The 15898-nt window shown below is 54.1% G+C and carries 17 protein-coding genes; 3 read left to right on the forward strand and 14 right to left on the reverse strand.

Features of this window, described 5'->3' with window-relative positions; genetic code table 11:
* Window positions 1–370 precede the first annotated feature (370 nt).
* The 7 genes from A8990_RS20635 to ald all read right to left on the reverse strand — a co-directional run bounded on the left by A8990_RS20635 (window position 371) and on the right by ald (window position 6591).
* The gene (locus A8990_RS20635; RefSeq protein WP_116190942.1) at window positions 371–1699 is read right to left on the reverse strand and encodes a pyrimidine-nucleoside phosphorylase; all 1329 of its coding nucleotides are present in this window, start codon (window positions 1697–1699) and stop codon (window positions 371–373) included.
* Between the two features lie 68 nt (window positions 1700–1767).
* On the reverse strand, window positions 1768–1938 hold the full coding sequence (locus A8990_RS20640; protein ID WP_116190943.1) for an aspartyl-phosphate phosphatase Spo0E family protein: 171 nt from the start codon (window positions 1936–1938) through the stop codon (window positions 1768–1770).
* A gap of 105 nt (window positions 1939–2043) precedes the next feature.
* Entirely contained in the window at window positions 2044–2868 is an 825-nt protein-coding gene (locus tag A8990_RS20645; RefSeq protein WP_116190944.1) for a purine-nucleoside phosphorylase, read from the reverse strand.
* A gap of 32 nt (window positions 2869–2900) precedes the next feature.
* A complete protein-coding gene (deoB, locus tag A8990_RS20650) occupies window positions 2901–4076 on the reverse strand; it encodes a phosphopentomutase (RefSeq protein ID WP_116190945.1) in 1176 nt (391 codons plus the stop codon).
* A 24-nt stretch (window positions 4077–4100) separates the two neighbouring features.
* Window positions 4101–5000 carry a site-specific tyrosine recombinase XerD gene (gene xerD / locus A8990_RS20655; protein WP_116190946.1) on the reverse strand — a complete coding sequence of 300 codons (900 nt, stop codon included), beginning with the start codon at window positions 4998–5000 and terminating at the stop codon, window positions 4101–4103.
* A 111-nt stretch (window positions 5001–5111) separates the two neighbouring features.
* Entirely contained in the window at window positions 5112–5345 is a 234-nt protein-coding gene (locus A8990_RS20660) for a DUF4227 family protein (protein ID WP_116190947.1), read from the reverse strand.
* A 103-nt stretch (window positions 5346–5448) separates the two neighbouring features.
* Window positions 5449–6591 (reverse strand): alanine dehydrogenase, encoded by a 1143-nt coding sequence (gene ald / locus A8990_RS20665; protein WP_116190948.1) that lies wholly within the window; start codon window positions 6589–6591, stop codon window positions 5449–5451.
* A 220-nt stretch (window positions 6592–6811) separates the two neighbouring features.
* On the opposite strand from ald, the gene A8990_RS20670 reads away from it, so the two are divergent.
* Entirely contained in the window at window positions 6812–8125 is a 1314-nt protein-coding gene (locus A8990_RS20670) for a S8 family peptidase (protein ID WP_245996135.1), read from the forward strand.
* Window positions 8126–8200: 75 nt separating this feature from the next.
* Here the strand turns inward: A8990_RS20670 and fur are convergent, their stop codons facing one another.
* From fur to A8990_RS20695, 4 genes are all read right to left on the reverse strand, one after another.
* Window positions 8201–8668, reverse strand: a complete 468-nt coding sequence (fur, locus tag A8990_RS20675; RefSeq protein WP_116190950.1) for a ferric iron uptake transcriptional regulator — start codon at window positions 8666–8668, stop codon at window positions 8201–8203.
* 101 nt (window positions 8669–8769) lie between these two features.
* The gene (spoIIM, locus tag A8990_RS20680) at window positions 8770–9414 is read right to left on the reverse strand and encodes a stage II sporulation protein M (protein WP_116190951.1); all 645 of its coding nucleotides are present in this window, start codon (window positions 9412–9414) and stop codon (window positions 8770–8772) included.
* Window positions 9415–10306: 892 nt separating this feature from the next.
* A complete protein-coding gene (locus tag A8990_RS20690) occupies window positions 10307–11515 on the reverse strand; it encodes an endonuclease Q family protein (RefSeq protein ID WP_116190953.1) in 1209 nt (402 codons plus the stop codon).
* Window positions 11515–12072: an NUDIX hydrolase gene (locus tag A8990_RS20695; RefSeq protein WP_116190954.1), complete on the reverse strand. Its 558-nt coding sequence runs from the start codon at window positions 12070–12072 to the stop codon at window positions 11515–11517. The genes A8990_RS20690 and A8990_RS20695 overlap by 1 nt, the downstream gene beginning before the upstream one ends.
* Before the next feature lie 87 nt (window positions 12073–12159).
* Here A8990_RS20695 and mciZ point away from each other — a divergent pair, with 87 nt between their 5' ends.
* Window positions 12160–12321, forward strand: a complete 162-nt coding sequence (gene mciZ / locus A8990_RS32805; RefSeq protein ID WP_116190955.1) for a Z-ring formation inhibitor MciZ — start codon at window positions 12160–12162, stop codon at window positions 12319–12321.
* Between the two features lie 106 nt (window positions 12322–12427).
* On the opposite strand, the gene A8990_RS20705 is transcribed toward mciZ, so the two are convergent.
* Window positions 12428–13561 (reverse strand): M20/M25/M40 family metallo-hydrolase, encoded by a 1134-nt coding sequence (locus tag A8990_RS20705; RefSeq protein WP_116190956.1) that lies wholly within the window; start codon window positions 13559–13561, stop codon window positions 12428–12430.
* 82 nt (window positions 13562–13643) lie between these two features.
* Here A8990_RS20705 and prli42 point away from each other — a divergent pair, with 82 nt between their 5' ends.
* Window positions 13644–13742 carry a stressosome-associated protein Prli42 gene (prli42, locus tag A8990_RS31645; RefSeq protein ID WP_165910951.1) on the forward strand — a complete coding sequence of 33 codons (99 nt, stop codon included), beginning with the start codon at window positions 13644–13646 and terminating at the stop codon, window positions 13740–13742.
* On the opposite strand, the gene lipB is transcribed toward prli42, so the two are convergent.
* Window positions 13701–14438 carry a lipoyl(octanoyl) transferase LipB gene (gene lipB, locus A8990_RS20710; RefSeq protein ID WP_116190957.1) on the reverse strand — a complete coding sequence of 246 codons (738 nt, stop codon included), beginning with the start codon at window positions 14436–14438 and terminating at the stop codon, window positions 13701–13703. The two genes, prli42 and lipB, sit on opposite strands and share 42 nt — an antisense overlap.
* A 19-nt stretch (window positions 14439–14457) precedes the next feature.
* Window positions 14458–15849, reverse strand: a complete 1392-nt coding sequence (locus A8990_RS20715; protein ID WP_181909696.1) for a dihydrolipoamide acetyltransferase family protein — start codon at window positions 15847–15849, stop codon at window positions 14458–14460.
* Window positions 15850–15898: the final 49 nt, after the last annotated feature.

Consider the following 15898-nt stretch of genomic DNA (forward strand, 5'->3'; position numbering starts at 1 on the left):
ATAACCTCGCCTTAACCGTCACGGTTTCGAACAAGGGTTACCGCTTCTTAGCGGAGACGATGAGATCTCCTTGGGTCACGTCAACCGACTTTCCCCCGAAACCAGTCCTCCTAACTTCCAGAGCCACTGGTGGTATTGGACCTCCCCTTCTTTTGCAGGGTTATCCGGCTCTGTCAGCCAACTTGGTATGCCGCCTGTTCCGGGTTTTGCCTTCGCATCCTCCGCACCTCTCCTCGCGGACAAAGCACTATGCGTCAGCTATGCACTTCCGCCACCTCGCGGTGTGCTAGAGACTTTCACTCCTTAGTCGATTGCGCTGCCAAGCGCACAAAAGACCAACCAGCTTCAACTGGTTGGTCTTCCTTATCAACTAGAACCGCTTCACGCCGTTCTCTGTTACGACCGAGAGCAGCAACGGTGATGGTTTCACCGGCTCGCTGGAGAAAGAATAAGCGCCGCGTACTCGCTCTGTTACTTCGCGTGTTGTCGCGTTCTCTTCGCGAACGTGCAAGGTCGCGAGCGTATCGCCTTCGCTCACTTTGTCGCCGACTTTGCGCTTCATCGTCACACCTACCGCGAAGTCGATGACCGACTCCTTCGTCGCGCGACCTGCGCCGAGCAGCATTGCTGCAAGTCCGAGCTCCTCGGCTTGGATTGCCTGCACGTAGCCGTCCTGCGTCGACTTTACTTCAAGCACAAGCGGCGCCTGTGGCAGCAGCGACGGATCGTCCGCAACTGCAGGATTACCGCCTTGTGCCTCGACGAATGCTTTGAACTTCGCCAGTGCCGCACCGGACTCGAGCTTCACGCGAAGCATCGTTTCCGCTTCCTCGAGACTATTCGCCTGTCCGCCGAGCACAACCATGTGCGAGCTCAACGCGATACAGAGCGCGGTCAGATCCTCCGGACCGCGGCCATGCAGCGTATCTATCGCTTCCTGCACTTCAAGCGCATTGCCAATGCCGTAGCCGAGCGGCTGGTCCATGTCGCTGATCAGCGCGGCCGTCTTGCGGCCCACCTCAGTGCCGATCTCGACCATCGCTTGCGCGAGCTTCTCGGAATCCTCCAGCGTCTTCATGAACGCGCCGCTGCCCGTCTTCACATCGAGCACGATCGCGTCTGCACCTGCTGCGATCTTCTTGCTCATTACCGAGCTCGCGATGAGCGGAATCGATTCTACAGTAGCGGTCACATCACGAAGCGCGTACAGCTTCTTATCGGCAGGCGTCATGTTGCCGCTCTGGCCGATAATCGCAAGGCCGATATCGTTCACCTGTGCGATGAACTCGTCGCGCGTTAGCTCTGTGCGGAAGCCTTCCATCGCTTCCATTTTGTCAATCGTACCGCCCGTGTGACCGAGGCCACGGCCGGACATCTTCGCAACCGGAACGCCGCAAGAGGCGACCAGCGGCCCGATGATAAGGCTCGTCTTGTCGCCGACTCCGCCTGTACTATGCTTGTCCACCTTAATGCCATGAATCGGCGACAGATCAACTTGATCGCCCGATACCGCCATCGCCATCGTCAGGTGCGCTGTCTCTTCCGCATTCATGCCTTGGAAGTAAACAGCCATCGCCCATGCCGACAGCTGATAGTCCGGGATTTCGCCTTTGCTGTAGCCTTCTATTAGAAATGTTAGCTCGTCCTTCGTAAGGACGCCGCCGTTCCGTTTTTTTTGAATGAGATCTACTGCACGCAAGCGTGAAGCCTCCTTATGTAATTCCATGTATGTACTTGTGCTTGCACCTCTAAATGAGCAACAACAAATTAACGCTGCCCCGCCACTCGCTTATACTTCTCCCGCTGCACCTTCACGATTAATTGATCGAGCGCTTGACTGAGCAAGATGACATCCGGGTGAAGGAACGTTTCCTTGGTTAACGCCGCAGAAACCAACTGTGTACGCAGCCGCTCAAGCCGCTGATTTTGATTTTCCATGTGAATCCCCACTTATCATATATTGATTCTCACGGACATTATACGACTATGAGCGAACAAAGAATGTCATATTGAGTCGAGGGCATTATTACAATTTTGTTACAATTAAAGCAATGTTACGACACCTTGCACGAGGCCGAGGAACTTCGATTTCACGCGCTCTGTTGTCTCCATGACTTCATCATGCGAAAGCGGTTGGTCGAGAATGCCCGATGCCATGTTGCTAATGCACGAAATACCGAGCACTTCCATGCCTGAGTGCTTCGCCGCGATGACTTCCGAAACGGTCGACATACCGACAGCATCTGCACCCAAAATCCGCATCATCCGAATTTCTGCTGGCGTTTCATAGGATGGACCAAGCACCGCGAGATACACGCCTTCCTGTAACGAGAAGCCTTGCTCCTTCGCAACGCCTGCTGCCAGCTCACGCAATCGCTTGCTGTACGGCTGTGACATATCCGGGAAACGAACGCCAAGCTCTGGATCATTCGGTCCGACGAGCGGGTTGCGGCCCTGGAAGTTGATATGATCGCTAATCAGCATCAGATCTCCAGCATTGTAGCTTGTGTTTACGCCGCCCGCTGCATTCGTCACGATCAGCTTCGTTGCGCCGATCGCTTTCATAACGCGAACCGGAAACGCCGTCAAATCCGGACCGTATCCCTCGTACATGTGGAAACGTCCGCGCATAAGCACGACGGGACGACCGAAGAGCGTACCGATCAGCAATTCGCCGGCATGGCCTTCAACAGTCGAAATCGGAAAATGCGGGATTTCGTGATACGGAATCGTTACTGGATTCTCGATGTAATCGCCAAGAATGCCAAGTCCGGAGCCCATGATAAGGCCTACTTCCGGCTTGACTGTAATTTTCGAATTGATATAAGCTGCTGCTTCGTTAATGTGAATTGCTTTTATTGCTTCCATCGTATGAAAAGCCTCCTAAGAGTAAGGGTAGGTTAGCGCAGTTCTGCCAAGAAGGACATACCGTTCGCCGGCAGCTTCACGCCGAAATTATCCGCAATCGTCGCCGCGACATCCGCGAAAGTCGAGCGCACGCCGAGCGAGCCAGGGTTCGTGAATGCTGGCGAGTATGCAAGAATCGGTACATATTCTCTCGTATGATCCGTGCCCGTATAGGTCGGATCGTTACCGTGATCGGCAGTGATGATCAGCAGATCCTTCTCGCCAATCAGCGCTGCCAGCTTCGGCAGGCTGCGATCGAAAGCTTCGAGTGCTCCGGCATAGCCCGCCGGATCGCGGCGATGACCAAAGAGCGAATCAAAGTCGACGAGGTTCGTGAATAACATCCCTTTGAACGGACGGCCGAGTGCAGCAAGCGTCTTCTCAATGCCATCATCGTTGCTCTTTGTCGGCAGTGCTTCAGTAACCCCTTCGCTGCAGAAGATATCGTCGATCTTGCCGACCGCGATGACGTCGAATCCGCTGTCCTTAAGCGTGTTGAGCACGGTTGGCTCAGGCGGCTTTACTGCGTAATCATGGCGGTTCGGCGTTCTCTTGAACGCGCCTGGCTGACCGACATAAGGTCTAGCAATAACGCGGCCGACGGCATAACGATCGTCCAGCGTAAGCTCACGCGCGATTTCGCAAGCACGGTACAGCTCTTCGAGCGGAATAACTTCTTCATGAGCGGCAATTTGGAACACGCTGTCCGCCGATGTGTAGACGATCCACTTGCCAGTCTTCATCTGTTCTTTGCCGAGCTCGTCGAGAATTTCGGTACCGCTTGCCGACTTGTTGCCAAGTACACCACGGCCTGTCCGTTCTTCGAACGCCTGGAGAAGCTCGTCCGGGAATCCGTCCGAGAACGTGCGGAACGGAACGGTCACTCTCAAACCGGCAATTTCCCAGTGACCGGTCATCGTATCTTTGCCGACCGAAACTTCGGCCATCTTGCCATAGTAAGACTTCGCTTCGCCTTCCGGCTTCCAGCTGCCAAGGTCGGCAATGCGGTCAAGACCCCAGCTCCGCATATTCGGCAGCGCCATCGCAGGCACTTCCCGCAAAATATGGCCAAGCGTATGGGAGCCAGCGTCTCCGAAGGACGGCGCATCCGGCAGCTCGCCGATGCCGACGCTATCAAGCACAATAACGGCAATTCGATCAAATTTCATCGCTAGTATCACTCCGTGCCAAGTTTATTTCATTTTCGCCCGCGGATGTGTCAGGTTGTACACCTCTTTAATGCGCGGCTTCGTCAGTCCCACATATACCTGCGTCGTGGAAATGTCAGCATGGCCAAGCATCTCCTGTACAGAGCGCAAATCTGCCCCATTTTCCAGTAGATGAGCGGCAAAAGAATGACGAAGCGTATGGGGCGTAATATCGCTGACGATGCCAGCCTCCGCGGCGTATTTCTTAATGATTTTCCAAAAACCCTGTCTCGTAATTCGTGTCCCTTGCAAGTTGAGAAACAACGCTGATTCCACTTTGTCCTGCTTCAGCAGCTTGTCCCTCACACCATCCATATAAGCTTGCAGTGCCTTCGCAGCGACAGCGCCTATCGGAACAATCCGCTCCTTATCGGCAGTGCCCGTACAGCGAATGAAACCAAGCGTCAAATTAATATGATCACAATTTAACGAAATAAGTTCAGATACCCGGATTCCCGTCGCGTACAGCACCTCAAGCATCGCTGCATCACGGACGCCGGCATTCGTACTGGCATCAGGGGCTGTCAGCAGCTTCTCCACATCATCAATCGAAAGCACCTTCGGCAGTTTCTTCTCTTGCTTCGGCGTTTCCAGATGGATGGACGGATTAGACTGCACATGCCGCTCTGTCACCAAATAATGAAAGAAGGCGCGAATAGACACCATGTGTCTGGACATCGTCGCAACGGCCCTCCCTTGCTGCTTCAATTGAAGCATATACAGGGACAGATGGTGTTTCTGAATATCTGCAGTGTTAGTCACGCCTTGTGCTTGGACATACTCGATAAAATTCGACAGATCCCGCTCATAGGAATCCAGTGTATTAATGGATAGCCTACGTCCTTCCCGTAAAAACTGAATAAATGTTCTCAGATGCGCTCTCATAGGTCGTTCCTTTCCCGGATTTACAGCTTAGCAGGTTTTCCTGCTATATTCCACAGTCGCTGTACATAATCCTGCCAAAGGACACCATTTTTGTCGAATTTTCAAGATCGCCTATTCCCCATACCAATAAAACAACCTCAGCCGCTCATAAATGCTGCTTCCGTTATCCTGGTAGTCATCATGTTGAAACACTTTAAGCGCTTGGCCCTGCGGGACACGGTAAGGATCATGCGGCGCAATCCATACAGCAATAAACCGGCAGCCGCCGTACATCGTAATTGTGAAAAAAGAAAGCAGCAGCACAAAAAATATCCGTCTCAGCCATCTGCGAACCGACACCACCATACGCCGAATGCTCCTCTCTGTAACTGTAAGGGAGTTGTCCTCTACAACACCTTATGAGTTCAGAGGGCTAATCATGCATGGCTGCGCAGGCAACGCAAGGCACTTAGCTCAGTTTGTCAAAAGCAACACTCTCGAGCAGCTGCTCCATGCTGATATAAGGCATATTCACCGCTTGTGCCACTTGCGGATGGGTAACGCGGCCTTTGTACGTGTTCACGCCTTTGCGCAAAGGTTCATTCGTCCTGACCGCTTCCTCCAGCCCTTTGCCTGCAAGCTCAAGCGCATAAGGGATCGTCACATTCGTCAGCGCTAGCGTCGATGTGCGCGGAACTGCCCCTGGCATGTTCGCAACTGCATAATGAAGCACGCCATGCTTCTCGTACACCGGATCCTTGTGCGTCGTCACACGGTCTACTGTAGCAATAGTACCGCCTTGGTCAACGGCAACGTCAACGATGACAGCGCCTTTCTTCATTGTTTTAACCATTTCTTCGGTTACAAGATGAGGCGCCTTTGCACCAGGAATTAGCACCGCTCCAATTAGCAAATCTGCTTTCTTCACCGCGCTTGCAATATTATATGGGTTGGACATGAGCGTCCGTATGCGACCGCTGAATACTTCATCTATATAGCGCATCCGATCGGCGCTGCGCTCCAGGATAACGACACTCGCACCCATGCCAAGCGCGATGCGGGCTGCATTCGTACCGACGATACCTCCGCCGAGAATGATGACTTCAGCAGGCGGGACACCAGGAACGCCGCCAAGCAGGATGCCACGTCCACCATAGAACGCCTCGAGAAACTGCGAGCCGACCTGCACCGCCATGCGTCCCGCAACCTCGCTCATTGGCGTTAGGAGCGGAAGGCTGCCGTTCGGCATCTGGATCGTCTCATACGCAACGCCGGATACCCCTTTTTCGACGAGTGCTTTCGTGAGCTCAGGTGCTGCAGCAAGATGCAAGTAAGTGAATAGAAGCAAACCATCATGGAAATGCGCGAACTCCTCCGGCAGCGGCTCTTTCACTTTCATGATCATGCTCGAGCGTGACCATACTTCTGAGACGTCGTTAATGATTGCAGCTCCTTCGGCGACATAGGCATCATCCGTGAAGCTGCTTCCGACACCTGCGCCTGCTTCCACGAGCACCTCGTGGCCAGCCGCCTTCAACATAGCGGCTCCAGCCGGGGTCAGCGCGACCCTGTACTCACTTGACTTGATTTCTTTTGGAACTCCGATAATCATAAGCGCACTCCCTCTCCTACTCCTTGATTCTTCATATGCAGGCAGAGGACGGGTTGACAGTCCTCCATGATACGTTTACCTGACATGCCTAAAAATATGTACGCCAGGTCAGCGTCTACCCATGCCCTTGTACGAATGTCTCCATACATTAGAAGTAACGGTTATGCCATGATTTGAACATCCATCTTATTTTCCAAAAGGAGGAGCATCTTTGCCAAATGTGGAACGGCTGCTGCTCAGCTGCTCAAAAAGCAAGTCAACCGGTTATACGTCCCGCAAGCTGATTGGCTTCAAGCGTGAATCCGACTATAAGCAATGTATTGAGGAGCTGGCTAAGTACGGCATCCGTCCGGTGAAAAGCATCCAGAAGAGCCGCGTCATCTGCTGCCACTTGGACAGCCGCAGAACCGAACAGCTAAAGTCGCTCTCCAAGCATCCGAACGTCAACTTTGTGGAACCAGATTTCAAGATACATGCGCATATCCTGCAGCCAGTGAAAAGGAGTAAGAAGTCAGTTCGAAATAAGTCTGCCCCCTATTTACGCAAGCGGCTGCGGACGAAGAGTGTTACCATCAGCGGTCGTACCAAATCCTCTGACTCTACGACAACGCCTTGGAATCTATCCCAAATTGGAGCTAACAAAGTGTGGTCGACGACCCGCGGCAAAGGTGCAGGCATCGCGATCATCGATACAGGCATCGCAAAACACTCCGATTTGAAAGTAACCGGAGGCGTGAATACGATGGGCGGTTCGTCGTATTACGATGACAACGGGCATGGAACACATGTCGCTGGCATCGCTGCAGGGACGGGGTCGTACAAGAGACCCGGTGTTGCACCTCGAGCGAGTCTGTACGCGGTTAAAGCGCTGGATGCGAATGGCGCGGGCTATGTATCCGACATCATCAAAGGCATCGACTGGTGTATCAGCAAAAATATCCCGATCATCAATATGAGTCTCGGTCTCGAGGGCGAAACGAGCAGCGCATTGAAGGAAGCGGTGCAGCGTGCGCGCAAGAACGGTATCCTGATTGTTGCATCCGCAGGCAATAACGGCACTATGGGCGGCCGGATCGACCAGCCTGCTCGTTATACGGATGCTCTTGCGGTTGCCGCTTCTACACGCTACGGCAAGATCGCGAATTACAGCAGCCGAGGGTATGGCATTGACGTGACGGCTCCGGGCAGCTATATCAAATCGACTTGGCCAGGCGGCAGCTACAAATCGTTGTCCGGCACCAGCATGGCGAGTCCGCATGTCGCTGGCGGAGCAGCGCTATTGAAGTCGCTCCACCCGAGCATCACGCCATACGGGATCGCGCAGCGTCTCCGCAATACGACGAAGAAGCTGTCCAGCTACGCCAAGCGAACGCAAGGCTATGGCTTGATCCAGCTCGCAGATGCTATGGCGGTATCAGAGGATACGACCGCAGCTTCCTCACGCGTTCGTTCTGCGAAGACGAAGTCCTCTGCAGCTAGGAAGACGGCGGTGGCAGCTGGGAAACAGCGGCAAGTTCGCGGCGGCAAACGTTAGAACAGCACAAAAAACTCCCTTCGGGAGCAGCGCGCGTTAGCGATAAAACGCCGCTAACTGCACTGCAGAAGGGAGTTACTGTTGTTCGGCTTTTGCACTTTCGTTCTTGCTCTTGCAGTTTGCGCACACGCCTTGGAAATCGAGACGGTGATCTACAACGGTGAAGCCGTATTCTTTCTCAAGCCGTTCCTCAAGTGGTCCGAGCCAGTCTTCCAAAATCTCGCTCATCGTTCCGCATTGTACACAAATGAGGTGATGATGATGGTGCTTATTGTTATCGGCTCTCAGGTCGTATCTAGCAACGCCATCACCGAAGTTCATCTTCTCTACGACATGAAGCTCACTTAGCAATTCCAGCGTCCGATACACGGTTGCAAGGCCGATCTCTGGCGCTTTATCCTTGACGAGCATAAATACATCCTCAGCGCTGAGATGATCCTCTTCATTCTCCAGAAGCACACGAACTGTGGCTTCACGCTGCGGGGTGAGCTTGTACCCCTGTGACTGGAGCTGCTGTTTGATCTTGTCAATCCGGGATTCCATGGCTTCCCCCCCTCTACCACTACAACTAGTGCCATAACCGGAACTGGTTTGTTTTAATTATAGGTGCAGGTCAGGAGCAAAGTCAAACTTTTTTAGAATGATTACAATCCAGCGTCGGTCCCTTGTACCAATGGTGCAACCCACTGCAGCAAAAGCGGCGTCAGATACGACTCGATCATCGCCGCGCCGAGCAGCAGGACGAGCATCATTGCGGTCTGCGTGACGTAGCGCAGCAGCGGCTGGCTCATGTTGCCGAAGCGGCCAAAGAGTCGGTTTTTTACGATATAGATCGTGAATGAAACCGCGGATACGCTGGCGATCAAGAACGCCGGAATGGCAATCAGGTTCGGCGGCGCCACGGATGCAAGTGAGAAAATAAGCCCTTTCCACGCGAACTGCCGCACAAGCGTGCCGACTGCGAAGCCGACGAGCACGCCCTTCAGGAAGTCGAGCGCCAGCACGAGCGGCATCCCGACAACTGTGAGCCCGAGCACCCAGACGAGCAACAGCCATTTGGCGTGAAACCATGCACGGTCCCAGAACGACTCGGTGCCGGTGAGCATTGTGCCGTCTTGGATGCGTCCGACGAATTGCTGCACGTCGCCGGCGAGATCCTGCTGCTGGTCGAGCGTCAGCGCGTTCACCAGCAAAGCGCCGAAGACGACGCCAACGATGAATAGGACGGATACGAATACATAGAGGTTCAGCTGTTCTTTCAGCATCGGCTGCATGGCAGATGAGCGCATGGACTATACCTCCAAATGTCGAATGGTACAGTGTATGTGCAGGCTTGTTCGCGTATGACTGGGGATGCTCGCTGCGGGTGCAGCCATTCCGATGAGCGCTCCCGTGGTGCTTCGCATCAAAGTCGCTCTCATTCGGAATGCCTGCGCCTCCGCTCGGCCCCCACGTCACCCGTTGCCCACCTGTGGTGGGAGAAGGGCAGCAAGGCGGCTTCGCTGTTTTGTAAGCTGCGTGCTCGCTGCTTGCAGGCGATGCGATGAGTCGCTCCCGTGGTGCTTCGCACCAAAGTCGCTTTCATCGCATCGCCTGCGGCGGCCGCTCGGCAGCCCTCGCTGCAAGGGCACGGTGCTGCGCACCTGGAACCTTTCCGCCTTCAGCGCGCTGTGCTCGGGTGTTCTCGCAAAGAGATAAGACAGAGCGTGCTGCGCACACAAAACCAACTCCAAAACCAACCCCTTGGTGCTCCGCACCAAAACCCACAACCTTGGTGCTGCGCACTTCAAACACAACCCCACTTGGTGCTGCGCACCTCAACACCAAACACCAAACACCAAACACCAAACCTAACCCCATTTGTGCTTCGCACCAAACCAAACCAAACCCCACACCTCTTGGCACCGAAACCCTGCGCCTCCGGCGCTTCGATCAACATTCAACTCCCTACAATGGATAAATCCACTCATTCCCACACTATTAGGCCTTTTTTCCATCCTATAATGGAAAAATCCACTCATTTTCGGCCAAATGACCTGATATCGGCCGTTTTGCTTAGAAATGAGTGGATTAATCAGATTAATCCAACATAGATTCAATTTTAGGCCGAAAACGGTGTTCTTTAATGGATTTTTCCATTATAGACCCCGAGCTACACAGAGCACACACCTCACCTGCCACCTACTGTTCGGCGCTCACCTTGCCATACTTCCCCCCGCCGCCCGCTTCCAGCTGCAGCGTTCCGCGGCGGGCGCTCGCTATAATCGCGGCGGCTGCCTCGCCGGCGATTGCCGCGATTGCGGCTTCCGGGACGTCGTGGATGATATTCATCTCCGTCCCGAACGCTTCGAGCAGCTTGCCCAGCTTCACTTTGCCAAGTCCCGGGATAAACTCGAGCGGGACTTGGTACACGTAGCGCGGACGCCCTGCCGGCACATAAGGCTGCTCGCGGCCAGCCTGCTCCGCCAGCTCCAGAATGCGGTCGAACACGCCTCGAACCTGCTTCAGGCTGCCGCATTGCAAGCAGCGCTCGGCGTCGAGCCGCTCTTCCACGAGCGAGCCGCAATTCAAGCAGTAGGTGCGGTGATACTTGCCGAGCACGGGGTTCAGCCCGTAATTCGCCGTAATCTCCCGCCTCTCCGCACCTTCCAGCGCGAGCTTCAACTCGGCGAAGGACGGCTCGCGCAACAGAAGCTCATTATACTCGCGGCCGATTTTGGCAAGGGAATGTGCATCGGAGTTGGTCAAGAACGGATACGCATCCAGATCCGGAATGTACCCCGCCAACTCGCTGTCCGAACTCAGCCCAAGCTCCACGGCATCGACGAGCGCGGGATCCAGCGTATCGCCAAGATGATCCGAGCAGCTCCCGAACAGGCTCTTATGAGGCGTGAAAATATGCGCAGGGATGAACAAACCCCCGCGCTTCTTCACTTCCTCTTGAAGCTCCCGGCTCGGCACGTACAATCGCTGCGAGCTGAGCTGCACATTTTTCATAGACTTGCTCATCCACGCCGTGAACGACTGCATCGCCGCAAAATCCGGCATAAACGCAAGATGATGCGCCGTCCCGAACCCCGCATCGCGAACTTCAATCTCCGCACCGAGCAGGATTGTCGTATCCCGATACTTGATTCCGCCGCCGCTGATTTCCGTCATCTCTCCGGACCCAAGCAGAGCCGCGATATCCATTTGCACGCCTGGAGAGTGGCAATCGATAACGCCTAACAGCTGAATCCCTTTGCGAACCGCCGCTTCATGAGCGATGTTGCGGAAGGTTAGATCCCGACTCCCGCTAATCTTCACCGGCTCCCCGCGCTCCGTACGTCCAATATGCAAATGGAGGTCCGCAAACACGCGCTGCAAGCCTCCACTTTCCTGCTTCTTCATTAAATTTCTCCTGTCAGCCTATAAATGTGCCACGCATAAACAGCCAGAATCGTTTTCGCGTCGCTAATCCGCTCTTCTTTTATATACTGCTGCGCTTGCTCGAAAGTTATTGCTTCAACTGCCAGGAACTCATCTTCATCCGGCGCGCTCTCGCCTTTTACCAGATCCTCTGCGATATAGACGAACAGCTTCTCATCCGCAAAGCCTGGCGACGTATAGAAAGCACTCAGCGGACGCAGCTTCCCTGCGCGATAGCCTGTCTCCTCTTCGAGCTCACGCGCGGCAGCAACCATCGGATCTTCGCCGGCATCCAGCTTGCCCGCAGGAATCTCGATTTGAAACTTCTCCATCGGCTTGCGATACTGCTCCACGACGAGCATTTTATCATCAATCAGAGCCAGCACTGCAGCAGCTCCGGGATGTCTGACGATTTCACGAGTTGCGGTTCCGCCATTCGGCAATTGGATCGTATCGACCTGCAGCGAAATGATTTTCCCTTCAAAAATCGGTTCTGTCTTCACGGTGACTTCGCGGTATTGCTCGGTTTTCTCCAGCATCTTCTCATCGTCTCCTTCGATTTGTAGGCATATGTCTAGCAAGTCTCTCATATCTATCTATCAGTATAGCAAAAGGGGCGATAGAGGATGAAACAATATGCGAAGCAAAACCAATTGGCACTCGTCGGCAAAGCGTGGGAGATTAGGCATCAGCTGAAGCTGCTTGCCAAGACCAGCACCAAATCCGGGCTTTCGGCGCTGGGCTCGAACCGTACTCTCCGCGAATACTTGCAATCTGCTGCTCAATAACAACGGTCAATGACAAAGGGGCTGCCCGCTGCAAATTCGATCTCGAAAGATCGAATCTGCGGCAGGCGCCCCTTTTTGCCTATATACGAGATACGAATTGCCTCAACTAAACCTTCTGCTCAGCAGCTTGCTCTACAATCGACAATGTAAGCTCAGCTGTCTTCACCAAATCCGTTACTTTAATTTGCTCTTTCGTAGTGTGGATATGCTCATAGCCAATCGCCAGGTTAACCGTCGGCACGCCATGTCCGTTGAACACATTCGCGTCGCTGCCGCCGCCCGAATGGAACAGCTTCGGCGTTCTGCCGATTTTCTCAATGGCTGCCTTCGCAAGTTCTACAACAGGATCGCCATCGTTGAAGTTGAACGACGGGTACATCAGATTTGCTTCAAACTCCGCTTTCGCGCCATATTCAGCGACTACAGTCTCTACCGCTTCACGCATCGACTCCACTTGCTTATCGAGCTTCTCCATCACGATACTGCGCGCTTCCGCGTCCAGCTTCACATAATCGCAAACGATATTCGTTGCGCCGCCGCCTTCGAATCGGCCGATGTTCGCAGTTGTTTCATGGTCGATGCGGCCAAGCTTCATGCGCGAAATCGCTTTGCCCGCCACTTGAATCGCACTGATGCCATCCTCCGGATTAACGCCGGCGTGCGCAGATTTCCCGTAGATTTTGATCGTGATTTTCATTTGGGAAGGCGCCGCTACCGCAATATCGCCGATCGGTCCGTTCGAATCGAGCGCGTAACCGAACTTCGCTTTCAGCTTCGAGCTTTCCAGCGCAGTTGCGCCGAGAAGACCGCTCTCCTCGCCAACAGTGATCACGAACTGAATCGGGCCATGCGGCACATTGTTTTCCTTCAGGACACGGATCGTCTCCAGCATCGCTGCAAGTCCCGCTTTGTCGTCACTGCCGAGAATGGTTGTGCCGTCGCTTCTGATATAGCCATCCTCGTCCAGCTGCGGCTTAATGCCTTTGCCAGGCGTAACGGTGTCCATGTGGGATGTGAAGAAAATGATCGGCGCATCCTCGCGGCCATTCGCCGGAAGCATAGCAATCAGGTTCCCTGCGCCATGCCCAGTAATTTCCGCAGCATTGTCTTCTTCTACCGACAAGCCGAGCTCTGTCAGCTTCTTCGTAAGCACATTGCAAATCTCACGCTCGAACTTCGTTTCGCTATCCACGCGCACGAGCTCCATAAATTCCTCAACCAGACGCTTCTCATTAATCATCGTCTTTCCTCCGTCCATCCTTTTCGTTTACAATGTACATTAAGGTCGTCCACATTATATTGCACGAAAGGAGCATGCTGACATGCGTTCCAATCCGCTTATGAAAGTATTTATCTGGCTCATTATTGGGGCAATGCTGCTATCCACGCTGCTCGTCGGTCTCGGCTGGCTGTTCGAATAGCCCGCCCTTCGCTTCCTCCACTTCAAGCCCGAACTGCTTGCAGATAAAAGGTGTAAGCTCCAGCGCAACCTGTTCCACAGTCAATTGTTTGCCCGTCAAATCATTGAATGAGGTGACGGCATACTCTTGAATTCCGCAAGGAATAATGCCGCGGAAGCCATCCTGCGCGATGCCCGCTTTCACATTCAGCGCAAAGCCATGACTCGTCACAAACCCGCGGCGAGTCCGGGCTTTATTAAACTTGACCCCTATCGCGGCAATCTTCTCATCGCCAACCCAAACACCAGTATACTCCGGTTTACGCCCGCCTTCGATGCCATATGTAGCTAACCAATCAATGATCGCCTGTTCCAACTGCCTCAAATAGCCATGCAAATCGAGGTTCGCTCCATCGAGATAAAAGAGCGGGTACCCCACAAGCTGTCCTGGCCCATGGTACGTGATGTCCCCGCCGCGGTCGATCTGGAATACACCGATGCCGCGCCGCGCCAATTCTTCCTCCGAATAAAGCAGATGCTCGGGATGCTTCTGTGAGCCGATCGTGTACGTCGGCGGATGCTGAAGAAGGAGCAGCGTTTCACGGCGCTCCTCCTTGTCGATCTCTTTCACGTGGCTTTTTTGCAAATCCCAAGCCTCGGCATATCCAAGCATCGGAATATAATGGACATCGATCGCCTTCACGTTCGTTGTCGACATTGCTGCCTCAGCCTTCTTTCTAATACAGCTTCGTGCTTTCCAGGTTGAAGCCTTCTAAATTTTCTTTCACCCGCTGCAGGAACCGCCCGCAGATGACGCCGTCCAGAATCCGGTGGTCGAGCGACAAGCAGATGTTCGCCATCGAACGGACCGCGATCATATCATTAATTACGACAGGACGCTTCACGATCGATTCGCAAGTCACGATTGCTGCTTGCGGGTAGTTGATAATTGGATAGGAGAGAATCGAACCGAACGAACCAGTGTTATTGACGGTGAACGTGCCGCCTTCCATATCGGAGAGCGTCAGCTTCCCTTCACGCGTCTTGCGTGCCAGCTCTTCGATCTCGCGAGCAAGCCCGGCAATGTTCTTCTGATCCGCGTTCTTGATGACCGGAACTTTAACCGCGTCTTCAGTTCCGACGGCCAGACCGATATGAATGTCGCGCTTGACGATGATTTTGTCGACCGCCCAGACGGAGTTCATAATCGGGAAATCCTTGATCGCGTTGACGACTGCTTTCACCCAGAAAGCGAGGTACGTCAAGTTGACGCCTTCACGTTTCTTGAAGTCATCCTTCAGCTTGTTGCGGAGGCTGACGAGATCTGTCACGTCGACTTCCATCATCATCCAAGCATGCGGAATTTCCGTGACGCTTTGGCGCATATTACGCGCAATTGCATTGCGGACCGGGGTAACATCGATAAAATATTCGCTGCGTCCCGGTACCTGCTGGCCTTCGATCTCAACCTTCGGGATACGGGGCGTCTCGGACAGGTGAAGTCCTGTCGAGCGGACCGGCTCCTTCGACGTATAGATCGGCTGCGGTGGTTGAATCGGCGCGCTGCTTGCGCCTGCACCTGCGTTCTGAGAAGCTGGTGCTGCATTCGCTCCGCGACCGGACGCCACATAAGCAAGCACATCCTTGCGCGTGATCCGTCCTCCGATGCCTGTCCCTTGGATGTGGGACAAGTTAATGCCGTGCTCGGCTGCAAGCTGCTGCACCGCAGGCGAGTACCGATAACGCATGCTATTCTCGCTGTCGCTGACGCCTGCCGCCTCCGATGCTGCACCTTGCGCGCGGACCGCAGCGCGCTCGTTGCTGCCTACTGCAGTGCCTTGAGCCGATGCGGACGGCTGCTGTGCCGAAGTAGTGGAAGCCGCCGAATTCGCGTCGCCAGCTCCTTCATCTTCAACCTCGATCAGACATACTGGTGTACCGACAGGTACCGTCTCTCCAGGGCCGACTAATATTTGAACCAGCTTCCCTTGAATGGTCGCAGGTAGTTCTGCGTTTACTTTGTCTGTAACAATTTCGCAGATCGGCTCGTACATGTCGATGGTGTCTCCTGGCTGCTTCAGCCATTTGTCAATCGTTGCGGAGACGAGCGATTCTGCGAGCTGCGGCATGACGACTTCCGTCACTTTTTTCAATCCGACCACTCCTAACACGCGTAAA

The sequence above is a fragment of the Paenibacillus taihuensis genome (assembly GCF_003386535.1).
GTDB lineage: Bacteria > Bacillota > Bacilli > Paenibacillales > Paenibacillaceae > Paenibacillus_Z > Paenibacillus_Z taihuensis.

Excerpts from the sequence above, each read along its gene's own strand:
- deoB (WP_116190945.1), bottom strand. The coding sequence starts at position 4,076 with ATGAAATTTGATCGAATTGCCGTTATTGTGCTTGATAGCGTCGGCATC.
- prli42 (WP_165910951.1), top strand. The coding sequence starts at position 13,644 with ATGCGTTCCAATCCGCTTATGAAAGTATTTATCTGGCTCATTATTGGG.
- A8990_RS20640 (WP_116190943.1), bottom strand. The coding sequence starts at position 1,938 with ATGGAAAATCAAAATCAGCGGCTTGAGCGGCTGCGTACACAGTTGGTT.
- lipB (WP_116190957.1), bottom strand. The coding sequence starts at position 14,438 with ATGTCGACAACGAACGTGAAGGCGATCGATGTCCATTATATTCCGATG.
- A8990_RS20695 (WP_116190954.1), bottom strand. The coding sequence starts at position 12,072 with ATGCTGGAGAAAACCGAGCAATACCGCGAAGTCACCGTGAAGACAGAA.
- fur (WP_116190950.1), bottom strand. The coding sequence starts at position 8,668 with ATGGAATCCCGGATTGACAAGATCAAACAGCAGCTCCAGTCACAGGGG.
- xerD (WP_116190946.1), bottom strand. The coding sequence starts at position 5,000 with ATGAGAGCGCATCTGAGAACATTTATTCAGTTTTTACGGGAAGGACGT.
- spoIIM (WP_116190951.1), bottom strand. The coding sequence starts at position 9,414 with ATGCGCTCATCTGCCATGCAGCCGATGCTGAAAGAACAGCTGAACCTC.
- mciZ (WP_116190955.1), top strand. The coding sequence starts at position 12,160 with ATGAAACAATATGCGAAGCAAAACCAATTGGCACTCGTCGGCAAAGCG.
- A8990_RS20715 (WP_181909696.1), bottom strand. The coding sequence starts at position 15,849 with ATGCCGCAGCTCGCAGAATCGCTCGTCTCCGCAACGATTGACAAATGG.
- A8990_RS20660 (WP_116190947.1), bottom strand. The coding sequence starts at position 5,345 with ATGGTGGTGTCGGTTCGCAGATGGCTGAGACGGATATTTTTTGTGCTG.
- ald (WP_116190948.1), bottom strand. The coding sequence starts at position 6,591 with ATGATTATCGGAGTTCCAAAAGAAATCAAGTCAAGTGAGTACAGGGTC.
- A8990_RS20705 (WP_116190956.1), bottom strand. The coding sequence starts at position 13,561 with ATGATTAATGAGAAGCGTCTGGTTGAGGAATTTATGGAGCTCGTGCGC.
- A8990_RS20690 (WP_116190953.1), bottom strand. The coding sequence starts at position 11,515 with ATGAAGAAGCAGGAAAGTGGAGGCTTGCAGCGCGTGTTTGCGGACCTC.
- A8990_RS20645 (WP_116190944.1), bottom strand. The coding sequence starts at position 2,868 with ATGGAAGCAATAAAAGCAATTCACATTAACGAAGCAGCAGCTTATATC.